The 15,835-nt window shown below is 30.4% G+C and carries 16 protein-coding genes; 12 read left to right on the forward strand and 4 right to left on the reverse strand.

Annotated features, from left to right (window positions below; all coding sequences use genetic code 11):
- Positions 1–29 precede the first annotated feature (29 nt).
- The 12 genes from ACQ65T_RS08275 to arsB all read left to right on the forward strand — a co-directional run bounded on the left by ACQ65T_RS08275 (position 30) and on the right by arsB (position 12,462).
- A complete protein-coding gene (locus tag ACQ65T_RS08275; RefSeq protein ID WP_430400610.1) occupies positions 30–848 on the forward strand; it encodes a M48 family metallopeptidase in 819 nt (272 codons plus the stop codon).
- A gap of 61 nt (positions 849–909) precedes the next feature.
- Positions 910–2,208, forward strand: coding sequence for an MFS transporter (locus tag ACQ65T_RS08280; RefSeq protein WP_430401346.1), 1,299 nt, complete (start codon positions 910–912; stop codon positions 2,206–2,208).
- A gap of 34 nt (positions 2,209–2,242) precedes the next feature.
- Positions 2,243–2,791 (forward strand): DUF6252 family protein, encoded by a 549-nt coding sequence (locus ACQ65T_RS08285; protein WP_430400611.1) that lies wholly within the window; start codon positions 2,243–2,245, stop codon positions 2,789–2,791.
- Positions 2,792–2,986: 195 nt separating this feature from the next.
- Positions 2,987–5,440, forward strand: a complete 2,454-nt coding sequence (lon, locus tag ACQ65T_RS08290; RefSeq protein ID WP_430400612.1) for an endopeptidase La — start codon at positions 2,987–2,989, stop codon at positions 5,438–5,440.
- Positions 5,441–5,556: 116 nt separating this feature from the next.
- Positions 5,557–6,576 carry a type IX secretion system protein PorQ gene (porQ, locus tag ACQ65T_RS08295; RefSeq protein ID WP_430400613.1) on the forward strand — a complete coding sequence of 340 codons (1,020 nt, stop codon included), beginning with the start codon at positions 5,557–5,559 and terminating at the stop codon, positions 6,574–6,576.
- Positions 6,577–6,578: 2 nt separating this feature from the next.
- Positions 6,579–7,271 carry a (d)CMP kinase gene (cmk, locus tag ACQ65T_RS08300; RefSeq protein WP_430400614.1) on the forward strand — a complete coding sequence of 231 codons (693 nt, stop codon included), beginning with the start codon at positions 6,579–6,581 and terminating at the stop codon, positions 7,269–7,271.
- Between the two features lie 190 nt (positions 7,272–7,461).
- Positions 7,462–9,228 carry a 30S ribosomal protein S1 gene (rpsA, locus tag ACQ65T_RS08305; protein WP_430400615.1) on the forward strand — a complete coding sequence of 589 codons (1,767 nt, stop codon included), beginning with the start codon at positions 7,462–7,464 and terminating at the stop codon, positions 9,226–9,228.
- Positions 9,229–9,363: 135 nt separating this feature from the next.
- Positions 9,364–9,687 (forward strand): ArsR/SmtB family transcription factor, encoded by a 324-nt coding sequence (locus tag ACQ65T_RS08310; RefSeq protein WP_430400616.1) that lies wholly within the window; start codon positions 9,364–9,366, stop codon positions 9,685–9,687.
- Positions 9,688–9,719: 32 nt separating this feature from the next.
- Positions 9,720–10,193 carry a DUF6428 family protein gene (locus ACQ65T_RS08315; protein ID WP_430400617.1) on the forward strand — a complete coding sequence of 158 codons (474 nt, stop codon included), beginning with the start codon at positions 9,720–9,722 and terminating at the stop codon, positions 10,191–10,193.
- 1 nt (position 10,194) lies between these two features.
- The gene (locus tag ACQ65T_RS08320) at positions 10,195–10,812 is read left to right on the forward strand and encodes a class I SAM-dependent methyltransferase (RefSeq protein WP_430400618.1); all 618 of its coding nucleotides are present in this window, start codon (positions 10,195–10,197) and stop codon (positions 10,810–10,812) included.
- Between the two features lie 2 nt (positions 10,813–10,814).
- A complete protein-coding gene (locus ACQ65T_RS08325; RefSeq protein WP_430400619.1) occupies positions 10,815–11,426 on the forward strand; it encodes a low molecular weight phosphatase family protein in 612 nt (203 codons plus the stop codon).
- A 4-nt stretch (positions 11,427–11,430) separates the two neighbouring features.
- Positions 11,431–12,462 carry an ACR3 family arsenite efflux transporter gene (gene arsB, locus ACQ65T_RS08330; protein WP_430400620.1) on the forward strand — a complete coding sequence of 344 codons (1,032 nt, stop codon included), beginning with the start codon at positions 11,431–11,433 and terminating at the stop codon, positions 12,460–12,462.
- A 48-nt stretch (positions 12,463–12,510) separates the two neighbouring features.
- On the opposite strand, the gene ACQ65T_RS08335 is transcribed toward arsB, so the two are convergent.
- The 4 genes from ACQ65T_RS08335 to ACQ65T_RS08350 all read right to left on the reverse strand — a co-directional run bounded on the left by ACQ65T_RS08335 (position 12,511) and on the right by ACQ65T_RS08350 (position 15,706).
- A complete protein-coding gene (locus ACQ65T_RS08335) occupies positions 12,511–14,241 on the reverse strand; it encodes an alpha/beta fold hydrolase (protein WP_430400621.1) in 1,731 nt (576 codons plus the stop codon).
- Between the two features lie 92 nt (positions 14,242–14,333).
- Complete coding sequence (locus ACQ65T_RS08340; RefSeq protein WP_430400622.1) at positions 14,334–14,591, reverse strand: DUF6952 family protein; 258 nt, start codon at positions 14,589–14,591, stop codon at positions 14,334–14,336.
- A 94-nt stretch (positions 14,592–14,685) separates the two neighbouring features.
- Positions 14,686–14,994, reverse strand: coding sequence for a thioredoxin family protein (locus ACQ65T_RS08345; RefSeq protein WP_430400623.1), 309 nt, complete (start codon positions 14,992–14,994; stop codon positions 14,686–14,688).
- A 73-nt stretch (positions 14,995–15,067) separates the two neighbouring features.
- The gene (locus ACQ65T_RS08350; RefSeq protein ID WP_430400624.1) at positions 15,068–15,706 is read right to left on the reverse strand and encodes a peroxiredoxin; all 639 of its coding nucleotides are present in this window, start codon (positions 15,704–15,706) and stop codon (positions 15,068–15,070) included.
- Between the last annotated feature and the right edge of the window lie 129 nt (positions 15,707–15,835).

Genomic DNA, 15,835 nt, shown 5'->3' on the forward strand with positions numbered 1-15,835 from the left:
TAATTAACTTTGTTTAAAATATTGAAATTATGAATTTGAAATTAAAATTTTTAATGGGAATTATTTTAGCTCTTGTTTTTTCATGTGCTAAAAACCCGTTTACAGGAAAGAGTACTATGGCTCTTGTGCCAAATAGTCAAATTTTCCCATCTGCTTTTCAACAATATGGACAGTTTTTATCTGAAAATAAGGTTTTAAAAGGAACTGCTGAAGCTAAAAAAATAGAACTTATTGGTATGAAAATTAAGACAGCTTCTGAAAGATGGTTAAATGCAAACGGACATTCTGATTATTTAGAAGGTTATGCATGGGAATATAATTTAGTAGACAGCAAAGAATTAAATGCATGGTGTATGCCAGGTGGAAAAATTGTTTTCTACACAGGAATTTTACCAGTTTGTAAAGACGATGGAGGTATTGCTGCTGTAATGGGGCATGAGGTTGCTCATGCATTGGCCAATCATGGTCAACAAAGAATGAGTGCTGGTTTATTACAACAATTAGGAGCAGTTGGAACTCAAGTTGCTGTCGGCAATAAAGACCCTCAAACACAAGCTTTAATTATGCAAGCCTATGGTGTTGGCTCTCAAGTAGGAGGAATGTTACCTTTTAGTAGAAGCCATGAAAGTGAAGCTGATAAAATTGGACTAACATTAATGGCAATTGCGGGTTATGATCCAATTAATGCTGTAAAAGTATGGGAAAGAATGTCAGCGCTTTCTAGTGGACAAGCTCCACCAGAAATTTTAAGTACACATCCAAGTAATCAAACAAGAATTAATGAATTAACTGCTTTGATTCCTCAAGCGAAAGCTGAAGCAGCAAAATTTGGAGTTACATTCAAATAGTTTTTAGATTAATATAGTATATTTGAGTCCCGCTTTTGCGGGACTTTTAATTTAACCACTAATTATGAATTTAGAAAAAGGAAGTAAAAAATTAGGAAATGCATGGGCATTTTACGACTGGGCAAATTCAGTATATTCTTTAGTAATTTCTTCATCAATTTTCCCTATTTATTATGGCACTTTATTCAAAGTAAAAGGTATCTCTACAGTTCAGTTTTTAGGGATAGAATTTAAAAACACTGCATTAATTAGTTTTGTTACAGCTGTTGCGTTTTTAATAGTTGCATTTTTATCTCCAATATTATCAGGAATTGCTGATTATGTAGGAAACAAGAAGAGGTTCATGCAGTTTTTTTGTGTTTTAGGATCTTTTTCATGTATTGGACTTGCTTTTTTTACGCTTGAGAATTTAACATTCGGAATTTTTTGTTTTTTCTTTGGTTTGATTGGATTTTGGGGTTCTTTAGTGTTTTATAATTCCTATTTACCCGATATAGCTTATGTTGAACAACAAGACCGATTAAGTGCAAAGGGATTTTCTATGGGTTATGTAGGGAGTGTTTTATTATTAGGTATTTGTTTGTTTCTTATTTTAGGAAAGGAAGGAGAAGAGGCAATTTTTGCAATGCGTATTTCTTTTGTTCTAACAGGTATTTGGTGGCTTCTATTTAGTCAATATACTTTTTACTATTTACCTTCAATTAAATCTAATAACAAGTTATCTAAAAATATTTTGTTCAGTGGTTTTAAAGAACTTAAAAAAGTAGGGATACAATTATCTGAAAATATAGTCTTAAAAAAATACTTAAAAAGTTTTTTTGTGTATTCAATGGCTGTTCAAACTGTAATGTTAGTTGCAACTTATTTTGGAGAACAAGAAATATTATGGCAATCTGATAGTCAGAGAACATCAGGATTGATAATTAGTATTTTAGTTATACAAATTGTTGCAGTTTTCGGAGCATTGCTAACTTCATTACTTTCTGAGAAAATAGGAAATATTAAAACCTTAATCATAATTAATTCTATATGGGTTGTAATATGTGTTTGTGCTTATTTCGTAACACTTCCCATTCATTTTTATATAACAGCTAGTTTTGTTGGTTTAGTAATGGGTGGTATTCAATCTTTATCGAGGTCAACGTATTCAAAATTATTACCTGAAACAAACGATTCTACTTCATTTTTCAGTTTTTACGATGTTGCTGAAAAAATAGGAATTGTTATTGGAATGGGAATTTTTGCAAGTATCGATCAAATATCAGGATCAATGAGAAATGCCATTGTATTTTTAGCATTGTTTTTTATAGTTGGGGTTATTTTATTAATCAATGTTCAAAAAACAATTAATAAAATATAAATAATTTATATATTTGAAATCTAATAACTTTTTTATGAAAACTTTAAAGGCATTTTTTTCAGTACTTATCGTAATATTTTCATTCACTTCTTGTGATGTAGAACCTTTAGATAGTGCTATCGATATTTCTACAGGTGGAGGATCTGGTACTTCGGTTGGTATTTTTACTGCAAAAGTTAATGGTGTAAATTTTGTTGCTGAACCAGAAGCTATAAATGCTAGTTATTCAACTTCTTCAATCGGAAACGAATTAAATATAGTTGGTCTTAACACACTAGGAGAATCTGTTTCTATACAATTACTTAATCCTTCTTTAGGAACATTTGAAGCTAGTTATAATCTTAGCGATTTAAATTTGCTTCAATATTTTGATGCAACTATGGGTTTAAATGGCACTTTTTTATCATACAATCAAATCACAGAAACTTCAATAGGTACGGTAACAATTACTAATTTTGATACTGTAGGAAACAAGGTTTCGGGTACTTTTAGTTTTACTGGATATAATCCATCAGATTCAAGTACAAGACAAATTACAAACGGTGTTTTTACTAATTTATCATTTGAAAATACAGTTGATTAATTTTTAATCATAATTTTTATAATATATCCCAAGTTTACTTGGGATTTTTTTATGGCATAAAACTTGACCTTATATTGTATAGAAATAGTTTTTATAATGTGTTTTTTTACTGATAAACAGATGTTTATAAAAATAAAATATTTTAAAGCTTTCTCTTTTTAAAAATGTTTAATGACAAAATGACTTAAAATAGATATGTCCAATCAAAAAATAATTACGTTTGACAATTTGTCACTGCAAGAAATAAACACAGATGCCGAATTAATTCCTCTTTTAACTCCTGAAGATGAAGAGGAAATGAATAAAGAAGAATTACCATCGGATTTACCTATACTTTCATTACGAAATATGGTTTTATTTCCTGGTGTTGTAATTCCTATTACTGCTGGAAGAGATAAATCAATTAAGTTGATTAATGATGCTAATGCAAGTGGAAAGGTAATTGGTGTAGTTGCACAAATTGATGAAAATATTGAAGAGCCTACTCCAAATGACGTTTATAAAATTGGTACGGTAGCTCGTATTATCCGTGTTCTTAAAATGCCAGATGGAAACACAACCGTTATACTTCAAGGTAAAAAAAGGTTTGAAATTGATACTTTTACTCAAGAAGAACCTTATATGAAGGCAACTATTAAAGAAGTTGCTGAAGACAGACCTGAAAATAATGATATTGAATTTAATTCTATTGTTGATTCTATCAAAGAATTGGCCATTGAAATAATTAAAGAAAGTCCAAATATTCCATCGGAGGCTACATTTGCAATTAAAAATATAGAATCTAATCCATTTTTAATAAATTTTGTTTCTTCAAACATGAACCTTTCTGTTATTGAAAAGCAAAACCTTCTGTCAATTCATAATTTAAAAGAAAGAGCAATGGAAACTTTGCGTTTCATGAATTTGGAATTACAGAAACTAGAGCTTAAAAACGATATCCAGTCTAAAGTTCGTTTTGATTTAGACCAACAGCAACGTGAATATTTCTTGCAGCAACAAATGAAAACTATTCAAGAAGAATTAGGTGGTGTTTCTCATGATGCTGAAATTGAGGAAATGCGTGAGAAAGCAAAATTTAAAAAATGGGATGAAAAGACGGGAACTCATTTTGATAAAGAGCTCTCTAAACTACAACGAACAAACCCTAACTCTCCTGATTTTGGAATACAACGTAATTATTTAGAATTATTTTTAGAATTGCCATGGAATGAATTTACTAAAGATAATTTTGATTTAAAACGGGCACAAAAGATATTAGACAGAGATCATCATGGTTTAGATGATGTTAAAAAACGAATTATTGAGCATTTAGCGGTGCTTAAACTCCGTAACGATATGAAATCGCCTATTATTTGTTTATATGGTCCTCCAGGGGTTGGGAAGACTTCAATTGGTAGATCAGTAGCAGAGGCATTAGGTAGAGAATATGTTAGAATTTCATTAGGAGGTTTAAGAGATGAAGCCGAAATAAGAGGGCATAGAAAAACATACATTGGCGCTATGCCGGGAAGAATAATTCAATCTATTAAGAAAGCAAAAACTTCCAATCCTGTTTTTGTTTTAGACGAAATAGACAAATTATCTTCTAGTCATAATGGTGATCCTTCTTCTGCTTTGTTAGAAGTTTTAGATCCAGAGCAAAATTCAGAGTTTCATGACAATTTTCTTGAAATGGGTTATGATTTATCTAAAGTAATGTTTATTGCAACATCAAATAGCTTGTCAACAATTCAACCTGCTTTACGCGATAGAATGGAGATTATTAACATGTCTGGGTATACAATTGAAGAGAAAGTAGAAATTGCTAAAAAACACTTATTGCCAAAGCAATTAAAAGAACACGGATTAAAACCAACTAATTTACAAATTGATAAAAAGCATTTAGAAAAAATAGTTGTTGGTTATACGAGAGAATCAGGTGTGAGAGGTTTAGAAAAGAAAATTGCTCAAATGGTTCGTAATGCTGCTAAGTCTATTGCAATGGAGGAGGAGTATAATGTTAAAGTAAGAACAGAAGATATTATTAATGTTCTTAAATCTCCTCGTTTAGAAAGAGATAAGTATGAAAACAACGATGTCGCAGGAGTAGTAACAGGTTTAGCTTGGACTTCTGTGGGTGGAGATATATTATTTATTGAGTCATCTACTTCAAAAGGAAAGGGAACAATGAGCATGACAGGTAATTTAGGCACCGTAATGAAGGAATCGGTAACAATTGCTTTAGAGTATATTCGCTCTAATGCAGAATCACTTTCTATTGCTCCTGAAGTATTAACCACTAATAATATTCATATACACGTGCCATCTGGTGCAACTCCAAAAGATGGCCCAAGTGCGGGTATTGCTATGTTGACATCTATGGTTTCTACTTTTACTCAGAAAAAAGTAAAAAAAGGTTTAGCTATGACGGGTGAAATTACTCTAAGAGGAAAAGTACTACCTGTTGGTGGAATTAAAGAAAAAATTCTAGCTGCTAAGAGAGCCAATATAAAGGAGATTATTCTTTGTAAGGAAAACAAAAGTGATATTGATGAAATTAATCCAAATTATTTAAAAGGGCTAACTTTTCATTATGTAGACAAGATGAGTGAAGTAATAGATATTGCTATTATCAATCAGAAAGTGAAAAACGCAAAGAAATTAAGTTAATTATTATATTTCATTAATTAAATTCCAACTAATTGATTTAGTTGGAATTTGTTTTTTATATATTGCTTTATAATTTTATCTTCGCAAAAGCGTTATAGCTATTAGATTTAGATTAAATGTACAAAAAATTGATTGTTTTTACTTTATTCCTTTTTTCTTCCACTATTATGGGGCAAATTGGCGGTAAATATGTATATCAGTTTTTAAATTTAGTTCAATCTCCAAGGCAAGCAGCATTAGGTGGAAAAACAGTTACAGTTGTAGACTATGATGTAAATCAAGTATTTTATAATCCTGCTACAATTAATGAAAAAATGCATAAACGATTAGCTGTTAATTACAGCAACTATTATGGAGAAGTTTCATACGGAACAGCTGCATATGCATATACTTGGGATAGACATCTTCAAACCTTTCATGCTGGGGTTAGTTATATAAATTATGGTACTTTTGAAGGAAGAGATGAATTAGGCAATCTAACTTCCGATTTTACGGGTAGTGAAGCAGCACTTTCTTTAGGGTATGCATATAATGTTCCTTGGACAGATTTATTTATTGGAACAAACGTTAAGTTGATTTCGTCTACTTTAGACACTTATAATTCATGGGGAGCCGCTGTTGATTTGGGTTTTTTGTATATTGATTATAAAAACGACATCAATTACGGATTAACAGTAAGAAATTTAGGTTTTCAAATTAAACCTTATGCCGATACTAATGAAAAATTACCTTTATCTGTTGATGCGGGTGTTTCTCAATTAATGGAAAATGTGCCCATACGTTGGCATTTAACATTAGAGAATCTTCAACAATGGAATATTGCGTTCTCAAATCCAAACAGAGGAGAGTCTACTTTAGATGGTGAAACCACTGAAGAAAAAGTTTCTTTTTTTAATAATGCATTACGACATGTGATTTTAGGTGCCGAACTTTTTCCAGAAAAAGGGTTTAATATTCGTCTTGGGTATAATTTTAGAAGAGGTGAAGAACTAAGAATAGTAGACCAAAGAAATTTTTCCGGAATTTCAGCTGGTTTTGGATTACGTTTTAATAAAATACGAATTGATTATTCGTATTCAAAATATACAGTTGCCGCTAACACAAGTTTATTTGGTATAATGATTAATCTAGATTAAAATTGAAAAAAATTACTATTGCAATAGACGGGTTTTCGTCAACAGGAAAAAGTACTTTGGCTAAACAATTAGCAAATCAGCTTGGTTATGCGTATGTTGATACAGGCGCTATGTATAGAGCGGTAACCTATTTTGCAATGAAAAGCGGATGGGTTTCTGAATATAATTTAAATACTTCAGCTATAATAGAAAATCTTCAAGGAATAAATTTAGAATTTCGTTTCAGTGAACAATTAGGTTTTGCTGAAATGTATTTAAATAATGTAAATATTGAAAATGAAATTCGTACAATTGAAGTTTCAAGATGTGTGAGTAAAATTGCTGAAATTTCAGAAGTTAGAACAATGCTTGTTAAACAGCAACAGCAAATGGGTAATAATAAAGCTGTAGTCATGGACGGAAGAGATATCGGTACAGTTGTTTTTCCAGATGCCGAACTTAAGTTATTTATGACTGCTTCAGCGGAAACTAGAGCGCAACGTCGTTTTGATGAATTGATTGAAAAAGGTCAAATGGTTACTTTTGATGAGGTTTTGCAAAATGTTCAAGAAAGAGATTATATTGATACACATAGAGATGATTCACCCTTAGTTAAAGCTAATGATGCTGTAGAAATTGATAATTCATCTATGTCTAAAGAAGAGCAATTTAATTTAGTCATGATTATGGTTACTGAGAAATTAAACTCCATTTAATTCTCTTAAAATATTATTCGTTTTTTAGTTATCTAAGTTTTTGTAAATCAAAAATATAGTATTACCTTTGCGCACCTTTTGGCGGTATTGGGTTTCCAATAAGGTATAAACTATATAATTTAACACTTCTGTTGTTGTCAAAACTGTTCAAAACCCATTGAATAACACAGAATACAAATTTTTTATCAGCATGTCTGAAATTAATAACGAACAACAAGAGTTTTTAGCAAATTTTAACTGGCACAATTACCAAGAAGGTATTGATGTAGTAGATGAAAAAAACTTACAAGAATTTGAAGATTTAGTTACTAAAACTTTTATCTCTACAAGTGATGAAGAAGTAGTAGAAGGTGTAGTAGTGAGAATCACAGATAGAGATGCTATCGTTGATATCAACGCTAAATCTGAAGGTGTAATTTCTTTAAATGAATTCCGTTACAACCCAAACTTAAAAGTTGGTGATAAAGTAGAAGTACTTATCGATGTACGTGAAGACAAAACAGGTCAATTGGTATTATCTCACAGAAAAGCGAGAACTATTAAGGCTTGGGATAGAGTTATTGCTGCTCATGATACAGGAGAAATCGTTAACGGTTTCGTTAAATGTAGAACTAAAGGTGGAATGATCGTTGATGTATTTGGTATTGAAGCTTTCTTACCAGGTTCTCAAATTGATGTTAAACCAATTAGAGATTACGATCAATATGTAAACAAAACTATGGAATTTAAAGTTGTGAAAATCAACCACGAATTCAAAAACGTAGTAGTTTCTCATAAAGCGCTTATTGAAGCGGATATTGAAATCCAGAAAAAAGAAATCATTGGTCAATTAGAAAAAGGACAAGTATTAGAAGGTGTTGTTAAAAACATTACTTCTTACGGTGTATTTATTGACTTAGGTGGTGTAGATGGATTGATCCATATTACAGACTTATCTTGGTCAAGAATCAATCACCCAAGTGAAGTTCTTGAATTAGATCAAAAATTAAATGTTGTAATCCTTGATTTCGATGATGAGAAAACAAGAATTCAATTAGGTTTAAAACAATTAAATGCTCATCCTTGGGATGCTTTAGATGCTAATTTAGCTATTGGTGATAAAGTAAAAGGTAAAGTAGTTGTTTTAGCTGATTATGGTGCGTTTATCGAAGTTGCGGAAGGTGTTGAAGGTTTAATTCACGTTTCTGAAATGTCATGGTCTACTCATTTACGTTCAGCTCAAGATTTTATGAAAATTGGAGATGAGGTTGAAGCAGTTGTTTTAACTTTAGATAGAGATGACCGTAAAATGTCATTAGGTATCAAACAATTAACTCAAGATCCTTGGACTGATATTACAGCTAAGTACCCAGTTGGTTCTAACCATAATGGTATTGTAAGAAACTTTACTAACTTTGGTGTATTTGTTGAATTAGAAGAAGGAATTGACGGATTAGTTTATATTTCTGATTTATCTTGGACTAAGAAAATCAAGCACCCATCTGAATTTGTAAACGTTGGAGACAAAATGGATGTTGTGGTATTAGAATTAGATGTTGAAGGACGTAAATTATCTTTAGGTCACAAACAAACTACTGCTAATCCATGGGATAAGTATGAAGATGCATTTGCAGAAGGTACAATCCACAACGGAGAAATCTCTGAAATTGTAGACAAAGGTGCTACAGTTGAATTTGGAGAAGATATCGTTGCTTTCATTCCTACTCGTCACTTAGAAAAAGAAGATGGTAAGAAATTGAAAAAAGGCGAATCTGCTGACTTTAAAGTTATTGAGTTCAATAAAGAATTCAAAAGAGTTGTAGCTTCTCATACTGCTATCTTCCGTGAAGAAGAAGAAAAGCATGTAAAAGCTGCAGTTGAATCATCTTCATCTAATAATAATTCAGAGAAATCTACTTTAGGAGATATCGATGCTTTAGCTGAATTAAAAGCAAAAATGGAAAAAGGTGAAAAATAATCACCAGTCACACTGAGCGTAGTCGAAGTGCAAATTTAATATTTAAAAGTCCTGATGAAAATCAGGACTTTTTTTATTCGTAAAATTTTGTAATTATATTTACATATCGTAATATTACAATATAATAATTTAACTATGGGAGCTTCAAAATCAGATTTCTTTACAGAAGAGCAAAATACTATAGCAAATGTTTTTAAAGCATTGTCTCATCCTGCGCGTATTGCTATAATTCAATATCTTTTAAAAGTGAATTCTTGTATTTGTGGTGATATTGTTAATGAATTGCCATTGGCTCAACCTACGATTTCCCAACATTTAAAAGAATTAAAAAACGCAAACATTATAAAAGGTACTATTGAAGGAACTGCCATTTGTTATTGCTTAAATCCTGAAACCATTTCTATGTTTGAAATGTACTTTAATGAAATTTCAAATCAATTAAGAAATAAATGCTGCTAATTACTTTTTACTAATCACTAATTACTAAAAAAATGAAACTATCAGAAATAAAAAAAGCTCTACAAAAGCTAGAAACTATTGCTTTTCATTTGCCAGACGGAACTTTAGTTCCAAATCATTTTCATGTTACCGAAGTTGGTAAGATTACTAAAAACTTCATCGATTGTGGTGGAACGGTTAGAAATGAAGAAGTTGTTAATTTTCAATTATGGGAGGCAAATGATTATGATCACAGGCTTCATCCAGAAAAATTATTTCATATAATTGAATTGTCTGAAGAGAAGCTTCAAATTCCAGATGTAGAAATTGAGGTTGAATACCAAATGAAAGATACCATTGGTAAATTTGATTTAGATTTTGATGGAACAAATTTTTTATTAATTTCAAAATTAACAGATTGTTTGGCAAAAGATAAATGTGGAATTCCTACAGAAAAGCCAAAAGTAAAAATAGGTGAGTGGAAACAAAAAGAAACTTCATGTAATCCTAATTCAGGATGTTGTTAATATGGAAAATATAAAAAAAGAACACTGGGAAAAAGTCTTTACTACAAAAGCAGAAAACAAGGTGAGTTGGTATCAAACAAAACCAGAAACTTCAATACAATTAATTCAGGCTTGTAAATTGCCTAAAGATGCTAGAATTATTGACATTGGTGGTGGCGATAGTTACTTGATAGATAGTTTAATAGAATTAGGATATACCAATTTGTATTTATTAGATATTTCAGAAAGTGCAATTGAAAGAAGTAAGAAGAGGTTAGGAGCTAAAGCAGATAAAGTAACTTTTATAGTTTCAGATGTTTTAGATTTTAATTCGGTTGAAAAATTTGATGTTTGGCACGATAGAGCATCATTCCATTTTTTAACAAATGAAAATGATATTTTGAGCTATAAATCAATTGTTTCAAATGCATTAAATGCAAATGGTAATTTTATATTAGGAACATTTTCAACAGATGGACCTTTAAAATGTAGTGGTTTAGAAATCACTCAATATTCGGTTGAAAAAATGCTGGAGTTATTTGAAGAGGAGTTTGAAATGGAAAATTGTTTTACGGAAGATCATGAAACACCATTTGATACAATTCAAAATTTTATTTTTAGTCACTTTAAAAAGAAGTAATAATGTTTGTTGAATTACAAGAAACCTTAAAAAAGATTGATAAAATTTCTATTTCTGAAGAAAGAAAGGAAGTTTTACAGCCATTAGTTGATTATATAGTGGAAAAAGCAAATGAGAACGCTTCTGTTCAATTAAATTTCATTTGCACACATAATTCACGTAGAAGTCATTTGACTCAAATTTGGGCACAAGTAATGGCTTTTTATTATGCAATTGATAATGTTTTTTGTTATTCTGGTGGAACTGAAACAACTGCTATGTTTCCAAAAGTGTCAGAAACATTAAGTAATCAAGGTTTTCAAATTCAAAAATTGAACGAGACAGAAAACCCAGTTTATGCTGTAAAATATAACGAAAACGCTCATCCTATCATTTGTTTTTCAAAAAAGTATGATGATGCATTTAATCCAGAATCAAAATTTGCTGCAATTATGACTTGTTCACAAGCAGATGGTGGTTGTCCATTTATTGCTGGTGCTGAAAAGAGAATTCCTATAACCTATGAAGACCCAAAAGTATTTGATGGAACCGATTTAATGAATGAAAAATACACTGAAAGAAGTTTAGAAATTGCAGCTGAAATGAATTATGTGTTTTCAAAGATAAAAAAATAGTGGAATGAAAAAAAGATTAGGATTTTTAGACAAATATTTAACGCTTTGGATTTTTTTAGCGATGTTACTTGGTGTTGGAATTGGATATTTAATTCCGAATTCGGCAGATTTTATTAACTCCTTTTCTTCTGGAACAACAAATATTCCTTTAGCAATTGGATTAATTTTAATGATGTATCCACCTTTAACAAAAATTGATTTTTCAAAAGTTCCATTAATGTTTGAAAAACCAAAGTTATTATCAGCTTCGTTTTTCATCACTTGGATTGTCGGGCCATTTTTGATGTTCTTATTAGCTACATTCTTTTTAAAAGATTATCCAGAATACATGATGGGATTAATTATCATCGGAATTGCGCCTTGTATTGCTATGGTAATCGTTTGGAATGAACTTGCCGAAGGAAACCGCGAATTAACCGCGGGTTTAATAGGAATAAATAGTTTGTTGCAAGTTTTCTTTTTTAGTTTGTATGCGTATTTCTATTTGGAAGTAATGTTGCCTTTATTCGGAATTAAAGGTTTAGAATTAGATATTACAGTAGCAGAAATTGCAAAAACAGTTGGGATTTATTTAGGAATTCCATTTGGATTGGCTGTTATAAGTCGATTTATAATTAAAAAATATTTAGGTGATAAATTCTTTCACCAAAAATTTATTCCGTTTGTTTCACCAATTACGTTGATTGCTTTACTTTTTACTATTGTCATCATGTTTAGTTTGAAAGGAGAACTGATTGTTGAGTTACCAATGGATGTGGTTAGAATTGCTATTCCATTAGTCATTTTCTTTTTGATTATGTTTTTCTTCATGTTTTTTGTTGCTAAAAATATTGGAGCAAATTATCGTGATGCTGTAGCTTTATCCTTTACAGCTTCTGGAAATAATTTCGAGTTGGCTATTGCTGTTTCTATTGGCGTTTTCGGAATCAATAGTGGGCAAGCTTTTGCTGGGGTTGTTGGACCGTTGGTAGAAGTTCCTGCTTTGATTATACTAGTAAATGTAGCTTTTTGGTTGAAGAAAAAGTTTTATAAATAAAAGAGGCTCTTTTAAAAGAGCCTCTTTTATTTCATATTTAGTAAATAATTACTCTTTTATTACTTTAATTGTATTTGCACCAGTTTCATTTTCTAAAACTAAAATATACATTCCATTAGCGTAATTTGACATATTAATCTGAGATATATCTGAATTGTTTTCATTTAACTTTACGTCTAATAATTGTCCTAAAACTGAATAAATACTTGCTTTTGTATAGTTGTAATTTTCAATTGTTAAGATGTTTTTTACAGGATTAGGGTAGTAACTAATTGATTTTAAGTCATTATCATTTGTTCCTAAACTCGTTGTTATATTAAAAACATAAGGAGTTTGATAATTAGTATTTGATGGTGAAGTACTAGAAATTTTTAAAAAATAATCACCAGGAGTAAGTACTCTTGTTAAATTTAACGTAGAGCCTGTATTGTTTTGAGACGCACCTATAGGAGCTCCAGAACTATTTAAAATTGTCGCATTCATTGAGCTGGTAACAATGCTACTAATAGAGACTGCAGCATTCATGTTGTCAGCTATTGTAAACTTATAAAAATCATCATCAATTGTTCCGCTAGCTTGTACAGTTGTAAAACCTCTATAGTCAGTATTTGTTGAAATGCTGTAAGCTAATTCTTTTACATTAGGTTCGTCTAATCCTTGCATTACATAATAATATTGACTAGGAAGTGCAGTGTGATTTTCAACTCCAATTGAAGTGTAATAGAAATATTTTATTGGGTAAGTTAAACCTGTACCTGTAAAATAATTATCCATTTTTGCTGCAGCTTCAGTTACAACTCCATCTGAAGATGAACCGTTAATTCTTCCTATAACACTTGAAAAGTCTATTAAGTTATCTATTGGTTTTTGGTTTATTCCAACAATAGTATTACCAATTGAGCCATTGCAATTCACATCAATATTCCAATAATCTGAACCAAATAAATGCTCGTTCATATTACTAGAATTGTTAACTTCAATTCCTCCAAAAAGATACCTACTAGGCTCTCCACTATAATAATATGTTATTTTTAAATCTCTTAAAGCTTCAGAGCGTGTTTCCATACCAATAATCCACCCTAATCCAATGTCACTAGCATTACTTCCTCCATGAGGAGTTCCAAGAGTTAAAAATTTTGCCACATGGTGTTGACCGTCAGGTTGCCAATTGTATGAGTTTTGAATGTATTCTCTTGAAGCTAAACCTCCCATACTGTGTCCTACAAGAATAACTTTGTCTTTACCTGTTAAAGCTAAAACTCTTTCAACAGCTTTTCTTACTGCAACTCCTTGTTTGGTTACTGCTGATTGATTACTGTAAACTGATGTTCCAATTGATCCATTGATGTTTACATCAAAATTTACATAGTAATAATCTCCATTTTGAATAGTGGTTGTTTCGAATGCTGCTATATCAGCACCAGATGTTGGAAAGAAGTTTGTATTTGCTAAACTATGATTACCGTCTGAACTAAGACAAAAATCAAATCTACCTCCAAATGTTAATCCATATTGCGAATCAAAATAGTTAGTAGAAGTATTCCAAGTTTCTGAACTTGAATTTAATCCATGAATAAAGATTATAGGATAGGGAAGTTTACTTGTTGTAACTCTTCCATCGTTATTAACAAATGGAGTTTTTAAAGGAACAACTATAGTATCATTTGAATAATCAAAAAACTCAAATTCAGGGTTTCTTGGTTTAAACTGTTCTTCTTGGGCATTAATTATTGAAAATGAAAAAAGAAATAGAATTACATAATAAGTAGTTTTTTTCATATATAAATTATTTGTATTTGCTACGCAATATATAAATAATTTGTTAATTTTTTAAATATTTAAAAAACTTATTATGCTTACATAGTATTTTTCTATTTATCAATAGATCCAAGTACTCTTTTCATAAAATCATTTAATGCAGTCTTTTTATCTGTACCTTCTTTTATCATTTTATGCACTTCAAGTGCGCCATACATATTTGAAATAAGTTCACCAATTACATCTAGTTCTTCGTCTTTCAAAGAAGAAATTTCAGTTAAATTTTCTAAAACTTCAATTGTTTCAATTAAATAATCTTGATCATTATCTTCTATAAACTGAGTAAGTTGTTTAATTACTGGTATTTTCATGTGTGTGTATAAATTTGTAAGTTTATAAGGTTAAAAGATGTTTTTTTAAGTTATAGTCTTATTAAATCCCTAACCTTTTAAACCTTAATTCATTTTAGATTACTTCATTTACTAGTTCCGTTAAGACTTCAACTTTATTTGTTTGAGTCTGATTAACTAATACTCCATTTTTAAATGTTGCAAATGTTGGCAAATTATCAACTGTAGCTAATTTTCTTGATTCTGGAAATTTTTCAGCATCAACTATTAAAAATGGAATTGATTCATTTTCAGATGCTAATTTTTTAAATTTTGGTTTCATTATTCTGCAATTTCCACACCAAGTAGCTGAAAATTGAACTACTACTTTTTCATTTTGAGCAATAATATCTGCTAAGTTATCTTGAGCTATTTCTGTAAACATAGTTTTAAATTTAAAAACCAATAGCAATGTCAAATATTATAACATTGCTATTGATAGTATTAATTATAATTTATTAATTTGAAGCTAAATACGCAGCAGTACTTAATCTATCAGCGCTCATTGCCTCTTTTCCTTCTTCCCAGTTTGCTGGACAAACTTCTCCTTTAGTTTGAACGTGTGTATAAGCATCGATTAATCTTAAATACTCGTTAACGTTTCTACCTAATGGCATGTCATTAACACTTTCGTGGAAAATTTTACCTGTTTCGTCAATTAAGTAAGTAGCTCTAAAAGTAACATTAGATCCCTCTAATAGAACTGTATCTGTATCTTCATTATATTCTCCTGCTTCGATGTCTAATATCCCTAGAGTAGAAGATAAGTTGCGAGTTGTATCTGCCAATAAAGGGTAAGTAACCCCTTCAATTCCACCATTGTCTTTTGCTGTATTTAACCAGGCAAAGTGAACTTCATTTGTGTCACAAGAAGCACCAATTACCATAGTATTTCTTTTTTCAAATTCTCCTAATGCAGCTTGAAAAGCATGCAATTCTGTTGGACACACAAAAGTAAAATCTTTAGGATACCAAAATAATATAACTTTTTTCTTATTGTTTACAGCTTCTTCTAAAACGTTGATTCTTAGGTTATCGCCCATTTCAGAAATTGCGTCAACCGTAATGTTTGGAAATTGTTTTCCTACTAATGCCATAGTATTTAATTTAAATTATTTAATTTTTTTTAACACTGCAAAAATACGTTTAATAAGATAATTCAGAAATGATATTAATCATATTTAATCATACAACAATAGTTTTTATCTATGCAAAATTTATGATAT

The sequence above is a fragment of the Flavobacterium sp. genome, assembly GCF_965284515.1.
Classification (GTDB): Bacteria; Bacteroidota; Bacteroidia; order Flavobacteriales; family Flavobacteriaceae; genus Flavobacterium.

Excerpts from the sequence above, each read along its gene's own strand:
- ACQ65T_RS08275 (WP_430400610.1), top strand. The coding sequence starts at position 30 with ATGAATTTGAAATTAAAATTTTTAATGGGAATTATTTTAGCTCTTGTT.
- ACQ65T_RS08285 (WP_430400611.1), top strand. The coding sequence starts at position 2,243 with ATGAAAACTTTAAAGGCATTTTTTTCAGTACTTATCGTAATATTTTCA.
- lon (WP_430400612.1), top strand. The coding sequence starts at position 2,987 with ATGTCCAATCAAAAAATAATTACGTTTGACAATTTGTCACTGCAAGAA.
- porQ (WP_430400613.1), top strand. The coding sequence starts at position 5,557 with ATGTACAAAAAATTGATTGTTTTTACTTTATTCCTTTTTTCTTCCACT.
- rpsA (WP_430400615.1), top strand. The coding sequence starts at position 7,462 with ATGTCTGAAATTAATAACGAACAACAAGAGTTTTTAGCAAATTTTAAC.
- ACQ65T_RS08310 (WP_430400616.1), top strand. The coding sequence starts at position 9,364 with ATGGGAGCTTCAAAATCAGATTTCTTTACAGAAGAGCAAAATACTATA.
- ACQ65T_RS08315 (WP_430400617.1), top strand. The coding sequence starts at position 9,720 with ATGAAACTATCAGAAATAAAAAAAGCTCTACAAAAGCTAGAAACTATT.
- ACQ65T_RS08320 (WP_430400618.1), top strand. The coding sequence starts at position 10,195 with ATGGAAAATATAAAAAAAGAACACTGGGAAAAAGTCTTTACTACAAAA.
- ACQ65T_RS08325 (WP_430400619.1), top strand. The coding sequence starts at position 10,815 with ATGTTTGTTGAATTACAAGAAACCTTAAAAAAGATTGATAAAATTTCT.
- arsB (WP_430400620.1), top strand. The coding sequence starts at position 11,431 with ATGAAAAAAAGATTAGGATTTTTAGACAAATATTTAACGCTTTGGATT.
- ACQ65T_RS08335 (WP_430400621.1), bottom strand. The coding sequence starts at position 14,241 with ATGAAAAAAACTACTTATTATGTAATTCTATTTCTTTTTTCATTTTCA.
- ACQ65T_RS08340 (WP_430400622.1), bottom strand. The coding sequence starts at position 14,591 with ATGAAAATACCAGTAATTAAACAACTTACTCAGTTTATAGAAGATAAT.
- ACQ65T_RS08345 (WP_430400623.1), bottom strand. The coding sequence starts at position 14,994 with ATGTTTACAGAAATAGCTCAAGATAACTTAGCAGATATTATTGCTCAA.
- ACQ65T_RS08350 (WP_430400624.1), bottom strand. The coding sequence starts at position 15,706 with ATGGCATTAGTAGGAAAACAATTTCCAAACATTACGGTTGACGCAATT.